The organism is Arthrobacter sp. 9MFCol3.1 (assembly GCF_000620385.1).
Taxonomy (GTDB): domain Bacteria; phylum Actinomycetota; class Actinomycetes; order Actinomycetales; family Micrococcaceae; genus Arthrobacter.
The window spans coordinates 1-16,284 of the sequence record NZ_JIBJ01000024.1; the positions used below are offsets into that span (position 1 = coordinate 1).

At 68.9% G+C, this 16,284-nt stretch carries 13 protein-coding genes and 1 pseudogene; 4 read left to right on the forward strand and 10 right to left on the reverse strand.

Annotated features, from left to right (window positions below; genetic code table 11):
* On the forward strand, window positions 1-329 hold a 329-nt coding region (locus C560_RS22265), incomplete at its 5' end, for an alpha-hydroxy-acid oxidizing protein (protein WP_026539036.1).
* A gap of 105 nt (window positions 330-434) precedes the next feature.
* On the opposite strand, the gene C560_RS0117050 is transcribed toward C560_RS22265, so the two are convergent.
* Entirely contained in the window at window positions 435-998 is a 564-nt protein-coding gene (locus C560_RS0117050) for an ArsR/SmtB family transcription factor (RefSeq protein ID WP_026539109.1), read from the reverse strand.
* Between the two features lie 81 nt (window positions 999-1,079).
* Complete coding sequence (locus C560_RS0117055; protein WP_026539110.1) at window positions 1,080-2,303, reverse strand: acetoin utilization protein AcuC; 1,224 nt, start codon at window positions 2,301-2,303, stop codon at window positions 1,080-1,082.
* A 117-nt stretch (window positions 2,304-2,420) separates the two neighbouring features.
* Here C560_RS0117055 and C560_RS0117060 point away from each other — a divergent pair, with 117 nt between their 5' ends.
* Window positions 2,421-3,851, forward strand: a complete 1,431-nt coding sequence (locus C560_RS0117060) for a TrkH family potassium uptake protein (RefSeq protein ID WP_026539111.1) — start codon at window positions 2,421-2,423, stop codon at window positions 3,849-3,851.
* 40 nt (window positions 3,852-3,891) lie between these two features.
* The gene (locus C560_RS0117065) at window positions 3,892-4,530 is read left to right on the forward strand and encodes a potassium channel family protein (protein WP_026539112.1); all 639 of its coding nucleotides are present in this window, start codon (window positions 3,892-3,894) and stop codon (window positions 4,528-4,530) included.
* Between the two features lie 83 nt (window positions 4,531-4,613).
* On the opposite strand, the gene proC is transcribed toward C560_RS0117065, so the two are convergent.
* The 7 genes from proC to C560_RS0117100 all read right to left on the reverse strand — a co-directional run bounded on the left by proC (window position 4,614) and on the right by C560_RS0117100 (window position 13,080).
* Complete coding sequence (gene proC / locus C560_RS0117070) at window positions 4,614-5,447, reverse strand: pyrroline-5-carboxylate reductase (RefSeq protein WP_026539113.1); 834 nt, start codon at window positions 5,445-5,447, stop codon at window positions 4,614-4,616.
* A 490-nt stretch (window positions 5,448-5,937) separates the two neighbouring features.
* Complete coding sequence (locus C560_RS0117075; protein ID WP_026539114.1) at window positions 5,938-7,239, reverse strand: RNA polymerase sigma factor; 1,302 nt, start codon at window positions 7,237-7,239, stop codon at window positions 5,938-5,940.
* Between the two features lie 21 nt (window positions 7,240-7,260).
* Window positions 7,261-7,602, reverse strand: a complete 342-nt coding sequence (locus C560_RS0117080; RefSeq protein WP_018775037.1) for a YciI family protein — start codon at window positions 7,600-7,602, stop codon at window positions 7,261-7,263.
* Window positions 7,603-7,715: 113 nt separating this feature from the next.
* Complete coding sequence (locus C560_RS22270; protein ID WP_043423364.1) at window positions 7,716-8,720, reverse strand: Ppx/GppA phosphatase family protein; 1,005 nt, start codon at window positions 8,718-8,720, stop codon at window positions 7,716-7,718.
* A 93-nt stretch (window positions 8,721-8,813) separates the two neighbouring features.
* The gene (locus C560_RS0117090; RefSeq protein ID WP_026539115.1) at window positions 8,814-9,314 is read right to left on the reverse strand and encodes an SseB family protein; all 501 of its coding nucleotides are present in this window, start codon (window positions 9,312-9,314) and stop codon (window positions 8,814-8,816) included.
* 116 nt (window positions 9,315-9,430) lie between these two features.
* On the reverse strand, window positions 9,431-12,169 hold the full coding sequence (topA, locus tag C560_RS0117095; protein ID WP_018775034.1) for a type I DNA topoisomerase: 2,739 nt from the start codon (window positions 12,167-12,169) through the stop codon (window positions 9,431-9,433).
* Between the two features lie 215 nt (window positions 12,170-12,384).
* On the reverse strand, window positions 12,385-13,080 hold the full coding sequence (locus C560_RS0117100) for an ArsR/SmtB family transcription factor (protein WP_026539116.1): 696 nt from the start codon (window positions 13,078-13,080) through the stop codon (window positions 12,385-12,387).
* A 190-nt stretch (window positions 13,081-13,270) separates the two neighbouring features.
* On the opposite strand from C560_RS0117100, the pseudogene C560_RS23105 reads away from it, so the two are divergent.
* Window positions 13,271-14,422, forward strand: a pseudogene (locus tag C560_RS23105) (MFS transporter); the annotation flags it as partial.
* A gap of 99 nt (window positions 14,423-14,521) precedes the next feature.
* On the opposite strand, the gene C560_RS23905 reads toward C560_RS23105, so the two are convergent.
* On the reverse strand, window positions 14,522-16,078 hold the full coding sequence (locus tag C560_RS23905) for a DUF7059 domain-containing protein (protein WP_026539118.1): 1,557 nt from the start codon (window positions 16,076-16,078) through the stop codon (window positions 14,522-14,524).
* Between the last annotated feature and the right edge of the window lie 206 nt (window positions 16,079-16,284).

Here is a 16,284-nt window from a genome sequence, read left to right on the forward strand (position 1 = left end):
ACGGCGGCCGCCAGCTGGACCGCGCACCGATCCCCTTCCACCTGCTCCCCGAAGTCTCCGCCGCCCTCAAGGCCGACCACAGCGACGCCGCGATCCTCCTGGACACCGGCATCATGAGCGGCGCGGACATCATCGCCGCCCTCGCCCTCGGCGCCGACTTCACCCTGATCGGCCGCGCCTACCTCTACGGGCTCATGGCCGGCGGACGCGCCGGCGTCGACCGCGCCCTCCACATCCTGGAGAAGGACATGGAACGCACCATGGCCCTGCTCGGCGTCAGCCGGATCACGGACCTCACCCCCGAGCACGTAAGGATCCTCCGCCCCTAGCGCACCAAGCGCACTAGGCGCCCGCAAGGTCCGCCTGGTCCGCAGTGCGGCAGAGCTGCCGGCCGCGGCGCATACCCGCGGCGGCATACGCAGCGGCGTGAAAGGTTACTTCTTGCGGCCGAACTTGGGCAGGTTGGCCAGGAGATCCGCGGCCCTGGTGGCCGCCCGGCCCACGGTCCGCCCGATCTGCTGGGGCATCTTGTCCTCCCCTGCCGTTCCCACCGGAATGACGACGGCGGGGCTCAGCGGGCTGCCGGCCGGACGGCCCGCCAGTGCAGCGGCGGGTTGCGCGGCGACCGGTTGCGGGACGGCCGGTTGCGCAACAGCGGCGGCGGCCAGGCCATCCGGGACGGCTGTGGGGCCGGTTTCGGGGTGGAGGGCTGCGGCCGCGTCCGCCGTCACGGCGGGGCCGACGTCGAAGGCCTGCAGCCAGCTGGCAACCCCGGCGAGCGGCTTGGGATTGAGCGTGTAGTACCGCTTCTGGCCCTGGGCGCGCATGCTCACCAGGTCCGCTTCGCGGAGGACTTTAAGATGCTTGGAAATAGTGGGCTGGCTTGCTTCAAGCTCCTGGACCAGTTCCCCCACCGCTTTGTCCCCCTTGCGGAGGGCTGTCAGAATGTCACGCCTGGTTGCCTCAGCAATGACGGCAAATACGTCGTCTGTCACCATGCCCTCCACACTAGCGACATATACGCCAGATGGCATCCACGAATTGGTGCCTTGGTGCCGGGCCTTGGGCCCGGTCGGGATTTAGTCGAACCAGGGGTCCAGCCCGTGCAGCGGAAACACTTCCTTGCGGGTGGCCATGATGGTTCGGTCCACCTCGTCGTTGGGGTCGAAACCCACTTCCCAGGACCGCCACCAGAGGTCCACGTCGTCGCCCATCGTCTCGGGGGGCTCCACGCCGAACTTGGCGCCGTACTTGTCTTTGACGTAGTTGCGCCAGTCCTCCGGAACCGGGGTGCGCAGCGGCACCGGGCGGCCGGCGGCGATGGCTATAAGGTGGCTCCACGCCCGCGGCACCACGCTGACGACGTTGTAGCCGCCGCCTCCGGTCGAAATCCACCGGTTCTCGCAGTAGCGGGCGGCGAGGTGGCCGATCGCTGTGGCGGCCTCGCGCTGGCCGTCCACACTGATGTTCAGGTGGGTCAGCGGGTCGAGCCGGTGCGAGTCGCAGCCGTGCTGGCTGACGATCACTTCCGGTTCGAACGCACCAATGAGCTGGGGCACGACGGCGTGGAAGGCCCTCAGCCACCCGGCGTCAACGGTGCCGGCCGGGAGGGCGACGTTCACGGCGCTGCCCTGTGCGTTCGGTCCGCCGATCTCGTTGGCAAACCCGGTGCCCGGGAAGAGTGTCAGCCCGGATTCGTGCAGCGAAATTGTCAGGACGCGCGGATCGTCCCAGAAGATGCTTTGCGTGCCGTCGCCGTGGTGGGCGTCGATGTCGACGTAGGCCACCCGCCGGACGCCGCCGTCGATCAGCCGCTGGACGGCCAGTGCGGCGTCGTTGTAGATGCAAAAACCGCTCGCGCGGTCCCGGGAGGCGTGGTGCATCCCGCCGCCGAAGTTCACGGCCCGCACCGCGCTTCCGTCCAGGACAGCTGCGGCCGCCAGCAGGGAGCCGCCGGCCAGCCGGGCACTGGCTTCGTGCATGCCGGCAAAGGCGGGGTCATCCTCGGTTCCGAGGCCCCTGGCATGGTCGGGGGTGTCCGGGTTTTCGCTCACGCGCCGCACGGCGGCCACAAACTCCGTGCTGTGGACTGCGCACAGCTCCGCGTCGGTGGCGACGTCGGGAGCCGCTACCGTGACGTGGTCCAGATCCAGCAGTCCAAGGCTTCCGGCCAGCTTCGCTGTGAGCTCCATGCGTTCCGGCGCCATGGGGTGGGAGTGGCCAAAGTTGTAGGCAGTCATGGCTGGGGCCCACACCACCGTCGTTGGCAGCGCGGTCTGAGCGAGTCCGGGCAGGAATGTCATCAATCACAGGCTACCCGAGCGGTCCCCGGCTTCCCGCGCGTGCACGTTGGATCCCCGGCCATTACGCGGTGTTTAGTGGTTTACTACTTGGGGAAGAAGTTTCAACCGAGGAAAAACATGACGCAAAGCCAGTCGAGGTCCACGAGCCCGGCCAACTGGCAGCCAGGCATGCCGGAGCGGGAAGGCCTGTGGATTTTCACACGCCTGCGCGACTTCATTGACGGCATCGCCAACAGCTCGCCTGCCCGCCTGGCTCTCTCGGCGTTCGGCGTCGTGATTCTGGTTTTCACCGCCTTACTCTCGCTGCCCCTGGCTTCCGCGACCGGACAAGTCACACCGCTGCATCAGGCGTTCTTCACCGCGGCGTCCGCTGTCTGCGTCACGGGCCTGACCGTGGTCTCCACGGCTGTGCACTGGTCCTTCTTCGGCCAGCTCGTGATCCTGGTCGGCATTTTCGTGGGCGGCCTGGGTACGTTGACCCTCGCGTCGCTGCTGGCGCTCATGGTCAGCAAGAGACTCGGTGTCCGCGGCAAGCTGATCGCCCAGGAGGCCATGAATGCCGGCCGGCTCGGCGAAGTCGGTACGCTGCTCCGGATCGTGATCGTGACCTCCGTGGTGATCGAGGCCGCCCTGGCGCTGACTCTTATCCCCCGCTTCCTGATCCTCGGGGAGAGCTTCCCGCAGGCCATCTGGCACGGGATCTTCTACGCCATTTCGTCGTTCAACAACGCGGGATTCACGCCGCATTCGGACGGAATCGTGCCGTACGAAACGGATCTCTGGATCCTCGTCCCGCTGATGCTCGGGGTATTCCTGGGCAGCCTGGGCTTCCCGGTGGTCATGGTGCTGCACCAGAACGGGCTGCGGTGGAAGAAGTGGAACCTCCACACCAAGCTGACCATCCAGGTCTCCTTCATTCTCCTGGCCGCCGGCACGGTCCTCTGGGGCTTCCTGGAGTGGGACAACCTGCGCACCATCGGGGACATGGACCTCGGCGACAAGATCACGCATGCGCTGTTTGCCTCAGTCATGTTGCGCTCCGGCGGCTTCAACCTGGTGGACCAGAACCACATGGAGTCCACCACCATGTTGCTCTCCGATGCCCTCATGTTCGCCGGCGGCGGTTCCGCATCCACGGCCGGCGGCATCAAGGTCACCACCATCGCCGTGATGTTCCTGGCGATCGCCGCCGAGGCCCGCGGCGACGCAGACGTGAAAATCTACGGCCGCACCATCCCCGAGGGCACGATGCGCGTGGCCATCTCGGTGATCGTTGCCGGTGCCACCCTTGTCTCGGTCTCGGCCCTCCTGCTCCTGCACATCAGCCATGCCTCCCTGGACCGGGTCCTGTTTGAAACCATCTCCGCCTTCGCCACCGTGGGCCTCAGCACCAACCTCAGTGCAGAGTTGCCGCCGTCGGGGGTTTACGTCCTCGCTTTGCTCATGTTTGCCGGGCGCGTCGGGACGGTCACCCTTGCGGCCGGCCTGGCCCTGCGCCAACGCAGCCAGCTGTACCACTACCCGGAAGAGAGACCGATCATTGGCTAGTTCCTCAGGCGCCGTCAACCGCCCCGCCCACAACGCCCCGGTGCTGGTGATCGGGCTGGGCCGTTTTGGTGCGTCCACCGCAGAGCAGCTGGTCAAGCAGGGCCGGGAGGTCCTTGCCATAGAACGCGACCGCAACCTCGTCCAGAAGTGGGCGAGCGTCCTGACGCATGTGGTGGAAGCCGACGCCACCAACATCGATGCCCTCCGCCAGCTCGGCGCCCAGGAATTCAGTTCCGCCGTCGTGGGCGTCGGCACCTCGATCGAATCCTCGGTGCTGATCACGGTAAACCTCGTGGACCTCGGGATCGAACACCTCTGGGTCAAGGCGATCACGCCCTCGCACGGCAAGATCCTCACCCGGATCGGCGCCAACCACGTCATCTACCCGGAGGCGGACGCCGGCGTCCGTGCCGCGCACCTGGTCTCCGGGCGCATGCTGGACTTCATTGAGTTTGACGACGACTTCGCGATCGTCAAGATGTACCCGCCGCGCGAGACCGTGGGCTTCACCCTCGATGAGTCCAAGGTCCGGTCCAAATACGGCGTCACCATTGTGGGCGTGAAGTCCCCGGGCGAGGACTTCACCTACGCGCGGCCGGAAACCAAGGTTTCCTCGCGGGACATGCTCATTGTTTCGGGGCACGTGGACCTGCTCGAACGGTTCGCTGCCCGCCCCTAGCCCGCAGCCGGAGCCGGCCGCGGGAACTGGAGCCCGCGGCAGCTCCGGAACCTGCAGCAGCCCCCTGGGCCGCCCGGGCCGGCTCAGGCGAGCTGGCGGGTGATTTCGGCTGCGCGCTCGGCCGCCGCGCGGGCGCCGTCGGCGATGATGGCCGGCAGCCCGCGCTCGTCAAACGTCGCGATGGCCCGTTCCGTGGTGCCGTTCGGGCTCGTGACCGCCTTGCGCAGCGCGGCGGGATCCGCGCCGGGCTCGGCCAGCATGAAGCCCGCCCCGGCGACGGTCTCGCGGGCCAGCAACAGGGACAGCTCCGGGTCCAGGCCCAGTTGCGCCCCGGCCTCGGCCATGGCCTCCGCCAGGTAGAAGGCGTAGGCCGGGCCCGATCCGCTGATCGCGGAGAGGGCGTCCACCTGGTCTTCCGGGACCTCCACGACCGTGCCGGCGGCCGCGAGGATGTCCTTGGCGCGCTGGAGCTGCCCGGCGGAGCAGTTGGTCCCGGGCGAGACGGAGACGACGCCGCGGCCCAGCTTCGCCGGCGTGTTCGGCATTGTGCGGATGACGGGCTGGCCGGCCGGCAGCGCCGCCTCGAGCTGTTCCAGGGACACGGCGGCGGCAACGCTGATGACGATCGTGTCCGGAGCCAGGGAGCCGCTGATTTCCCGGGCCAGGTCCGCGATCCCCACGGGTTTGACGCCGAGGATCACGACGCCGGAGCCGGTGGCGGCCTGTTTGTTGTTGTCGGGCTCTTCTTCGCCCGCGATGGCCGTGATCCCGTGGTGGCGCTGGGCCAGCTCGGCCGCGCGCTCGGCCCGACGGACGGTCGCGACGATGTCGCCCGGGTCGACGCCGCCGTCGATCAGCCCGCCCATGATTGCCTCGTTCATTGACCCACAGCCCAGGAATGCGATTCGGTTGCTCATGTCCCCATCATTGCAGTCTGACGTGATTCCCAGCCAGCTCCCACCTTCAGCGCAGTCAGCGCACAACTTTGGAACCTAACGTTGTAACTACCTCATTGAGGGTGCGAGTGATGCAGCAGGCATGCGGATGCCTGCGCGGCACCGGTGGTTGCAGCGGGTTTTCCCATTTTCCCGCAGCGGACCGCCGGTGCCTTTGCCGTTTAAGCCGCGCTTGCCGTTTGGACCCGTGGCGGAGCTGGCCGCAACCCCGGGGGACGCCGTCGGATTGCCAGCAAACGTACAGGGAAATCTCGCTGTGCGCCCAAGATCGGCCGTTACCTTGGAAAGTGCCTCAACAGGTGCGAGTGATGATAGCCGGTTCCCCCCGAGCCGGCGGTGCGCCGGGCGATTCGCAGCAGAGTTCCCCCAAGTCCTGCTCCGGATCGCCCGGCCCTACTCGTTTAACCGGCGTGAACGGGCCCGCACCGGGGCGCGGTCCGGCCCCCGGTTCCTAGCCGTCTCCGTCCCCGCCGAGCGCCGGGCTGCGGAGCTTGCCTTCCAGGAACCGGCGTTCCGCGGCGCTGCCGGCAAGCGCCAGGGCCCGCCTGTAGCCTTCGGCGGCCTCCGGATAGCGGCGCAGGCGCACCAGGAAGTCGGCGCGGACGGCGTGGAAGAGGTAGTAGTTGTCCAGTCCCAGGCCCTCGACCGCCGCCAGCGCGGCAGCGGGCCCGTGCAGTTCTGCCAGGGCCACGGCGCGGTTCAGCGCCACGACAGGCCCCGGCGCGACGGCCAGGAGCTGGTCATACAGCTGCAGAATCTGCGCCCAGTCGGTGTCCCCGGCGGTCGCGGCGTCGCTGTGGACGGCGTTGATCGCCGCCTGCAGCTGATACGGTCCGGGCCGGTTCCGGCGCAGGCACCGGCGCACCAGCTCACGGCCTTCGGCGGCCAGGGCGGAGTCCCAGCGCCCCCGGTCCTGGGCCGCGAGCAGCACCAGTCCCCCGTCTGGTGTGAATCGCGCGGCACGGCGGGACTCGATGAGCAGCATCAGCGCCAGCAGTCCCGCCGCTTCCGGCTCGTCCGGCATCAGAGACGCCAACAGCCTGCCGAGCCGGATGGCTTCCGTGCAGAGCTCCGTGCGTTCCGGGCCGTCGGCGGGGCCTGCGGTGTAGCCCTCGTTGAAGATCAGGTAGACCACCGCCAGCACGGCTTGGAGCCGTTCGGGCAGTTCGGCGCCCTGCGGGACCCGGTACGGGACCTTGGCGTCCCGGATTTTCGCTTTCGCCCGGACCAGCCGCTGTGCCATGGTCGCCTCCGGGACCAGGAAGGCCCTGGCGATTTCCGCCGTCGTCAACCCACCCAGAAGCCGCAGAGTCAGCGCCACCCGGGCGGACCCGGCCAGGGCGGGATGGCAGCACGTGAAAATCAGCCGCAAAGTGTCGTCGTCCACGTCTCCGACCCCTGACTGTTCCGCCAGGAACTGCTCTTCGGCGGCCGGCGCGGGTCCGGTCCCGGACCGCGCCGCCGCGAGCAAAGCCGCCTGCGCGTGTTTGTCCTCGCGTGAGGCTTCCCTCCGCAGCCGGTCGATCGCCCGGTGCCGTGCCGTCGTGATGATCCAGCCGGCCGGGCTGGGCGGGATGCCGGCCGAGGGCCAGTGCTGGACCGCCGCGGCAAAGGCATCCTGGACGGCGTCCTCGGCAATATCGATGTTCCCGAACGTCCGCGTCAGAACGGCTACGGCGCGGCCGTATTCGTGCCGGAAAACCCGCGCAATGTCCGCCTCGGTCGCTGCTTCATTTGCATGACGGTCACCCACAGCGGCACCCCGGCCCGGCCGCTAATGCTGGAACGGGCGGACTTCAACGGGAAGTGTGGTGGCGCCGGCCAGCTTCCGCGCCCAGCCAAGGGCCGCGTCCAGGTCCTCGGCCTCGATCACGGTGAATCCGCCGAGGTGCTCCTTGCCTTCGGTGAACGGCCCGTCGGTCACCAGGATCTCGCCACCGTCCGGCCGCAGGACCGTCGCGGACTCTGCCGGGTGGAGCCCCGCGGCGAACACCCAGGCCCCCGCCGCCTGCATTTCATGGTTCAGGGCCGCCAGGTCACGCATGATGGGTTCGAGGAACTCAGGGTCCGGGGCAGGGCCGTCCGGCTGGTAAATGCTGAGCAGGTACTGCGTCATTTCGGGTGCCTCCTTGTCGGATCAGCCGGCGGTGTGCCGGCCTCTCAGCAATTACACGATCGAGGACGCTCCGGATCGACACACTCTGGACACCGTGGCTCACCGGAGTGGTCTCAGGAAGCCTTTGCCGGCGACTGGAGCCGCGCCGGCGGCTGCTCTGCCACATGCGGTGCGGGCTCGACCGGCCCCTCAAACACCAGCTGGTCCAGGCGGCGGAGGATGAGTCCCTCACGCAGGGCCCACGGGCAGGTCACCATGCTGTCGAATTTGAACATCTCCAGGGCCACCTCCGCGACGAGGGCGCCGGCGAGGACCTGCGGCGCGCGGGCCTCGGAGACCCCGGGCAAATGGAGCCTGTCCTCTATCTCCATGGCTGAGATCCGCTGCGCCCAGAGCCCCAGATCGAGGGCCAGCAGCTCCCTCTTGACGTAGGGCCCGGCGCCGCTGGGAGCCGCCCCGGCAATCCTGGCGAGGGACCGGAATGTTTTGGACGTGCCCGCGACAAGGTTGGGCGGGCCCAGCTTCTCGAATTTGCGCACCGCGGGTTTGAGCGTGGAGCGGATGTAGCGGCGCAGCTCTTTGATGCTCTTGGCCGAGGGCGGGTTCTCGGGCAGCCAGTCGCGCGTCAGCCGGCTGGCGCCGAGCGGAACGGACATCGCCAGCTCGGGCAGCTCGTCCTGTCCGAGGGCCATCTCGAAGGAGCCGCCGCCGATATCCAGGTTCAGGATGGGCCCGGCGCCCCAGCCGTACCAGCGCCGGACGGCGAAGAACGTCATGGATGCCTCTTCGCTGCCCGTGAGCTCCCGGAGGGTGACGGTGGTTTCATGCTTGACGCGGGCCAGGACGTCAGCGCCGTTGGTGGCCTCGCGGATGGCCGAGGTGCAGAACGCGAGCAGGTCGTCGGCTTTGTGCTTGGCCGCGAATTCCCACGCCTCGAGGACAAACTCGACAAGTTCATGCTGCCCCTCGTCGTCGATGTTGCCGTCGTCATCGAGGTACTGCACGAGCGACAGCCGCCGCTTGTGCGAGGCGTAGGGGACCGGACGGGCGCCGGGATGGGCGTCGACCAGCAGGAGATGGACAGTGTTGGACCCGATGTCGAGGACGCCTAGACGCATGCTGCCATTATTCCCCCCACGGACCGGCCGGCCTAGCTGCGACGGCGGTATTCGCGAAGAATACCGCCGTCGCAGCTTGGGCCGATCACGGGCTTAGGCCGGGTCGCTGTCCTGCGCGGGGCGATCAGCGGCGCCGCCGGTGGGCTGGGCCGCGGGCTGGTCGGCAGTGCCGTCAGCGGGCTCGTCCGTTGGCTTGAAGTCGCGGCGGATGTTGGCCACGCCCTCCGGGTCGATTTCAAAGCCGTAGGCGGCTCCGGGGTTGATCACCATGCCAAGTTCCTCGCCGAGGTTGCCGATGATCGCGGCGCCCTGCGTGCCCAGCACGTTCGGGGCGGCGGCGAGATACTGCTCGGTGACGCGGCTCGGATGCGAGAAGACGGCCAGGACGGGCTTGCCGGAGGAGTTGGCGAGGACCAGCGGCTCCACCTGCGAGTCGGGGCCCTCCAGGGCGTCGGAGCTGACCACATAGACCTCGTTGTTGAGGAAGGCCAGGATCACGTCCACCGGGTTGGCGTCCGGCTGCTCCCCCCGGGCGAGCTGCTCCTCGAGTTCGTTCAGCGGCTGGTTGTCCAGGTGTGCGGGCTGTTCAGTCATATTCCTACTCGATCACGTCCACGGCCGGTCCGCAAACGCGAAATCGCCGGAAACCTGCGGTTTCGCCGGTAATTTCCGGCGAATCGGCAGGTTTCCGGCGATTTCGGCGCGCTGGCCTACTTCTTGGCCGGGGCCTTCCGGGCGGGTGCCTTGCGGGCCGTCGTCGTGCGCTTGACCGGGCCCTTGGCCCGCTTTTCGGCGAGGAGTTCGACGGCGCGTTCCCGGGTCAGCTCCTCGATCGAGGTGGTGCGCGGCACCGTGATGTTGGTGATGCCGTCGGTGATGTACGGGCCGAACCGGCCTTCCTTCACCACGATGTTCTTCTCCGAGACCGGGTCCGGCCCGAATTCGGCCAGCGGCGGCACGGCGGCACGGGCGCCGCGCTGCTTGGGCTGCGAGTAGATCTCCAGCGCCGCCTCGAGCGTGATCGTGAAGATCTCCTCTTCGGAGCCGATGGAGCGGGAGTCCGTGCCCTTCTTCAGGTACGGGCCGAACCGGCCGTTCTGCACCGTGATCGGGTTGCCGTCGGCGTCCTGGCCGAGCACGCGGGGCAGGCTCATGAGCTGCAGCGCCTCGTCCAGCGTGATGGTGTCCACGCTCATGGACGCGAACAGGGACCCGGTGCGCGGTTTGGCCTTGACGGGCTTCTTCGGCGGCTTGGGCTTGCCGTTCTTGTAGTACTCAACGGGCTGGTTGGCCAGCTGTTCCTCGGTCATCTCCGGGATGATCTCGGTCACGTAGGCGCCGTAGCGGCCGTTCTTGGCCACGATCGTGTGCCCGGTGTGCGGGTCCGCGCCGAGGACACGCTCCTCCGGGGCAGCGGTCTCCATGAGTTCGATGGCCTTGGCGGCCGTGAGCTCATCCGGGGCCAGGTCCTCCGGGACGTTGGCGCGGGCCGCCTCAACCACTTCGCCGGTCTCGGGATCCACCGTCGCGGTGGAGCTTTCCAGGTACGGGCCGAACTTGCCCACCCGGAGCGTGATCGCGTCCGTGATGGGGATGGAGTTGATCTCGCGGGCATCGATCTCGCCGAGGTTGTTCACGATGCTCAGCAGGCCGGGCTCGGAGTCCTCACCGAAGTAGAAGTGCTTGAGCCACGCCGGTCCGGCCGCCTGGCCGTTGGCGATCTTGTCCAGGTCCGCTTCCATGTCGGCCGTGAACTCGTAGTCCACGTAGTCGTGGAAGTGCTGCTCCAGAAGCCGGATCACGGAGAACGCGATCCAGCTCGGGACCAACGCAGAGCCCTGCTTCCGGACGTAGCCGCGGTCCTGGATCGTGGAGATGGTGGAGGCGTAGGTCGACGGGCGGCCGATGCCCTTCTTTTCCAGCTCCGCGGTCAGTGAGGCTTCGGTGTAGCGCGGCGGCGGCGAGGTCTCGTGGCCGACGGCGACAATGTCGGTGGCCGTGAGCGCGTCGTCCTTGGCCACGTTGGGCAGCCTGCGTGCTTCCTCGGACTCGTCGTCCCCGCGGCTTTCGTCCTTGCCTTCTTCGTAGGCGGCGAGGAAGCCGGGGAAGGTGATGACGGTGCCCGAGGCCGAGAACTCGGCGTCGCGGCGGTCGGCCGGGTCACCCACGGTGACGGCGCCGAGGCGGATCGTGGCGGTGGAGCCCTTGGCGTCAGCCATCTGCGAGGCGACCGTGCGCTTCCAGATGAGCTCGTAGAGGCGGAATTCGTCGCCGGAGAGCTGCTGGGCCACCTGGGCCGGGGTGCGGAAGGAGTCACCGGCGGGACGGATGGCCTCGTGGGCTTCCTGCGCGTTCGCTGCCTTGCCGCTGTAGACCCGCGGCGACTGCGGCACGTACTCGGGGCCGTACAGCTCGGAGGCCTGGCGCCGGGCGGCCGTGACGGCCTCGTTGCTCAGCGCGGACGAGTCCGTACGCATATAGGTGATGTAGCCGTTTTCGTAGAGCCGCTGCGCCACCTGCATCGTGCTCTTCGAGGAGAAGCGCAGCTTGCGGCCGGCCTCCTGCTGCAGCGTGGAGGTGGTGAACGGCGCGGCCGGGCGGCGGGTGTAGGGCTTGGTGTCGACGGAGCGGACGCGGAAGTCGGCGTCCTGCAGCCCCGCCGCGAGCGAGGCGGCGAGTTCCTCGTTGAGGTGCACGGCGTTGCGGGAGGTGAGCTCGCCGTTGTCGTTGAAGTCCCGGCCGCTGGCGACCTTGGCGCCGTCGACGGCGGCGAGTTTGGCTTTGAAGGAGCCGGAACCGGCACCGAACTGGCCGGTGAGGTCCCAGTAGGAGGCGGCCTTGAAGGCCATCCGCTCGCGTTCGCGGTCCACCACCATGCGGGTGACGACGGACTGCACGCGGCCGGCGGAGAGGCCGCGGGCCACCTTGCGCCAGAGCACGGGGGAGATCTCATAGCCGTAGAGTCGGTCCAGGACGCGGCGGGTCTCCTGGGCGTCCACCAGGTCCTGGTCGACATCGCGCAGGTTGTCCATGGCGCGGTGGATGGCTTCCTTGGTGATTTCGCCGAAGGTCATCCGGTAGACCGGAACCTTGGGCTTGAGCACTTCCAGGAGGTGCCACGCGATGGCCTCGCCCTCGCGGTCCCCATCGGTTGCGAGATAGAGAGCGTCGGCGTCTTTGAGCTGGGCTTTGAGCTCGGCGACCTTCTTCTTCTTGTCCGAGGACACCACGTAGTAGGGCTTGAAGTCGTTGTCGATGTCGACGGCGAACTTGCCCAGCGGGGTCTTCTTCAGTTCCGCGGGGAGCTCCGAGGGCTGCGGGAGGTCGCGGATGTGACCGATGGAGGCCTCCACTATGAAGCCTTCGCCGAGGTACTTGGCGATGGTCTTGCTCTTGGCGGGAGACTCCACAATCACGAGTTTCTTGCCGGTTTTGGCCTTGCTTGGCACGGTGCTCCTACAGAAAAAGGTGGCTCGGGCAGATGCGCCCATACCCGCCTAGTTCACCATATTTTGCAGAATCCCGCGCATCCGGCCGGAAATGACGGCCCGGCGGACGCGGCTTCCGGCCGCAAAAAGGCCGGGTCGCGGGCGGCCCCTGGGGGCGCCCCGGATGCAGTCCCGCGCCGCGCCCGCGACCGGTCCAGGCCTTCCCGGCGCCGGCCTCAGCCCTTGCCGGCGGCGGGCTTGCCGGCAGCGGGCTTGCCGGGGGCGGCTTTTGCAGCCGGTCCGCGGTCGTCCGGAATCATCGACCACATCGTGGCCATGCGCTCGGCACCCTCGGGCACGTGGTCCGGATCCTCGAGTTCGTAGTCCCGCAGCAGGTCGAAGATCCGCCGCGTCAGCTCGGCCCGCTGCTCCGGCGTCAGGTACAGCAGGTTGCTGGCCAGTACCACCGAGGACGGGCCGTCGGCGGTGTCGCCGCTCTCGCGCCGGGCGTTGCGGGCCGTGGCGTAGGCACGGACCCGGCGGCGGTAGGCGTCGAGCTCCAGGTCCAGGACGGCGAGTTCGGGACTGGCCACTCCCCCCAGCGAGTGGATGGTGAAATCTGTACCGGCGGCCTGCCAGCGCCGCTCCCGGGCATCCCCTGCGGTGGCCGCGGGAACCACGATGCCCCACTTCTGCAGCGCCCGCAGGTGGTAGCTCATGGCGCTGGGAGTCAGTCCGGTCTGCGCGGCAAGCTCGGTGGCCGTCCGGCTCACCTGGGTGGAATACAGCTCGGAAATGACCTCCAGCCGGGCGGCGTGGGCCAGGGCACGGATCGCCTTCGGGTCAGTGATTTCCACTTGCTTCTCCGGACGGTGCCGGCGCTTGGTAGCCGGCGGAGCCGTTGACTCCGCCGTCGGGGTTTCTGCGTTCACTCCTCCAGTGTATCCAGCCCCGCCAAACTATGAAAGAAATGCTTGACATTTGTTTTGCCGCCGGGCTACGTTCCTGTTTATGAAACAGACACTTCATAAATTGCCGGCCCCCGCAACCGGCGTGCGGCCCCTGTGGCGCAACCGCGACTTCCTGATTGCCGGCACCGCCCGGTTCGTGGCGACGGCGGGGATGGGCGCCGTCGTCGTCAGCGTCATGCTGCATCTGCAGAACGCGGCCGCGGCCGGCGAAACCCCTGTCGCCGGGCCCTGGCTCGTGGCCGCCTACCTTTTGTGTTCAGCGCTGCCGCTGGTCCTGCTGGCCCCGTGGGCCGGCCGGCTCGCCGACACCATGGATTCGCGCACGCTGGCGACGGCGAGTTCCGCGGTCAGTGCCGCCGCCGTCGCCGGCATGGGGCTTGGCATGCAGTATCTGGAGAACTATCTGCCGGTGCTGTTTGCCATGACGTTCCTGCTCGACGCAGCCCAGTCCGTGGCCAGCCCCACCTGGCAGGCCCTGCTGCCACGGATCGTCGGCGAGGACCGCACGCCCCGGGCCATGGGGACCATGCAGGCAACCATCATGATCGCGGGCATGGCCGGCCCCGCCGCGGGCGGCCTGCTCAGCGGCTGGGGCGGGACCGGGCTGGTGTTCGCCGTGGCCAGCGGCTGCTACGTCGCCATGGGGCTCGGCGCGCTGCTGATCCGCACCCGCCGCGGCACCGCGGCCGAACGGGCCGGCCAGGCGAAGCCGGCGCTGCTGGACGGGCTGCGCCTGATCCGCCGGGACAGCCTGGTCTGGGCCCTGGTCCTGGGGGCAATGTTCTTCATCGTCGTCGGCGAAGCCACCAACGTGCTCGAGGTGTTCCTGGCCCGCGACGAACTTGGCGCCACCGAAATCCAGTACGGCCTCCTGTCCGCGGCCTTCGGCCTCGGGATGGCAGCCGGGGCCGCGATGGCCGGCAGGATCAGGACGCCACCGGTCCGGCTGCGCGTGCTGCTGGCCGCCATGACCGCAGCCTCGGCGTGCCTGGTCCTCACCGGGATGGTCCCGAGCGTGGAACTGCTCTTTGCCGCCTACACAGGGACGGGAATGGCCTGCGGTGTCCTCAACGCCTGCTTCGGGGCCATCGCGATCCTGCGGATTCCGGAAAGCGGGCGCGGCCAGGCGATGGCGATTGTGGGCGGGATGACGCGTGCCGTCTCCATTGGTGCGCTGGCCCTGGGCGGCCTCCTGGGCGCCCTGGTGCCGGTGCGCGTCAGCTTCGTGCTCACCGGCGTCGCCGGGGCCCTGGTAGCCCTCGCCCTCACGGCGTACGTCCTGCCGCGGTTCGGCCGGGAGGATTCCGCCTCCGGTACTGGTCCTGCGGCAGCCGGGGCTGCGGCAGAAGCGGCCTTGCCGGCCGCTACCGAACCGCCGTTGGCGGGCGCGGCCGCGGCCGGTTCAGGCAGGCAGCAGGAAGCCGTCGCGGACGAGGTTCCCGACTTCTTCGAGCAGGCCGGCGCGGAACTCCGCGCCGTCGAACCCCTCGTAGCCGCCCAGCAGGGCCTCGAGGGCGCCGATGATCTGCCCGACGGACAGGTCGCCGTCGCACGCTGAGACGAGGCCCGCCAGCTCCGTGCTGAGAAGGTTGGTGCGGCGCAGCCCGGCACCCTGCCGCAGCAGGATGACGCCGGGGTGTTCCGCGCCGGGGCGCTGGTGCCGTTCTTCGGTGACGTCCTCCGCGACCAGCAGGTGGGCGGCGGCCAGATCATGGCCGGCCAGCCAGTCGGCACGCTCGACGGCGGCGCCCAGGTGTGGCCCGACCGGCTGTTCGATCGGGTAGGTGATCTCCTCGAAACGGGACAGCACCCGTCCCGCGCCGTCGGCAGGCCGCCGCAGCCAGATCATGCCGAAGCCGATTCCGGCCACATGGCGCGAGGCGAAGTCGTCCAGGTAGGCCGCGTACGAGTCCTCATAGAGCCGGCGGTCCCGGCCTTCCGAGGCGTCCTGGAGCCAGGTCTCGGCATACTGCTCGGGGCCCACCTGCTCGCGCTGGATGAACCAGACGTCGGCGGCCGGGCCGGCCCAGCTCTGGGGCCGGTCGGCCCAGCCGGCGCCCGCCGTGATCTCCCAGTTGCCCAGAAGCTGCGCCGTTCCGCCCGGGGCAAGGACCGAGGGCAATGCGCGGACCAGCGAGGACACAATCTCGTCCCCCGGCAGGCCGCCGTCGCGGTACGTGAACTGGTCCGTGGCGGTCTCGCCCAGGCTGCGGGGTGTGATGACGAACGGCGGGTTGGACACCACCAGCTCAAACTCCTGACCCGCGACGGGGTCCAGCAGGGACCCGAGCCGCAGGCTGACGCGGGCATCAAGGTCGGCCGGATCCAGGTGCAGTTCGGCGGCGTTGAGCAGCAGGTTGAACCGGGTGAACGCCAGCGCACGTTCGGAGATGTCCGTGGCGGTCACGTGCTCGGCGTGGTGCAGCAGGTGGAAGGTCTGGATGCCGCAGCCGGTGCCGAGATCGAGGGCCGTGGCAACATGGCGGCGGGCGGTGACCTGGACCAGGGTGGTGGACGCCTGCCCAATCCCCAGGACGTGGTCATGCCGGAGAACGCCGGCGCGCTGATGGGCCGCGAGGTCGCTGGCCACCCAGAGGTCCGCTCCGCCCGCACTGGTCCCGTCCTCCCCCACCGCCGGGTCCCAGCCGTAGGGCCTGAGGTCCACCTTCGCCTGGACCAGGTCCCCGCCCGAGGGCTCCACGAGACCAAGTTCCATCAGCCCCCGGGTACGGATGCCGGGGAGGGCGGCGTCGAGCGTCTCCGCGCGCTGCGGTTCGGACAGGAGCCAGAGACGCACGACGCCGGCGAGCGCCGCCGTCGCCGGCTCCCCGAGGGAACGCCCGGTGATGATCAGCGCCGGGATGAGCTGGTCCCGGCCCAGGGCCGAGTGCGCCGCCTCGCCGAGCAGCTCCGCGACCCCGTCCACGGTGTAGCCAACGGCACGCAGGTCAGCGGCCAGGGCCTCGAGGAGGCCGGGGAGGTCGCTGCGCGGAGCGTCCGGAGTATTGCCCGCCGTGAACGGGGTAGCCGGAGCCTGCGTTGAAGGAGACTGCGTGGAACGAGCCTGTGCGGCGGGGCCTTGCGCTGAGGAAGTCACCGGACAAGTTTAGTCCCCGGGCCCGGGCCCCCTTCATCCCGGAGGCCGTGCCCCGGTGCGGGCCCGGG

Excerpts from the sequence above, each read along its gene's own strand:
- C560_RS22270 (WP_043423364.1), bottom strand. The coding sequence starts at position 8,720 with ATGCGTCTAGGCGTCCTCGACATCGGGTCCAACACTGTCCATCTCCTG.
- C560_RS0117090 (WP_026539115.1), bottom strand. The coding sequence starts at position 9,314 with ATGACTGAACAGCCCGCACACCTGGACAACCAGCCGCTGAACGAACTC.
- C560_RS0117050 (WP_026539109.1), bottom strand. The coding sequence starts at position 998 with ATGGTGACAGACGACGTATTTGCCGTCATTGCTGAGGCAACCAGGCGT.
- C560_RS0117060 (WP_026539111.1), top strand. The coding sequence starts at position 2,421 with ATGACGCAAAGCCAGTCGAGGTCCACGAGCCCGGCCAACTGGCAGCCA.
- proC (WP_026539113.1), bottom strand. The coding sequence starts at position 5,447 with ATGAGCAACCGAATCGCATTCCTGGGCTGTGGGTCAATGAACGAGGCA.
- C560_RS0117080 (WP_018775037.1), bottom strand. The coding sequence starts at position 7,602 with ATGACGCAGTACCTGCTCAGCATTTACCAGCCGGACGGCCCTGCCCCG.
- C560_RS0117055 (WP_026539110.1), bottom strand. The coding sequence starts at position 2,303 with ATGACATTCCTGCCCGGACTCGCTCAGACCGCGCTGCCAACGACGGTG.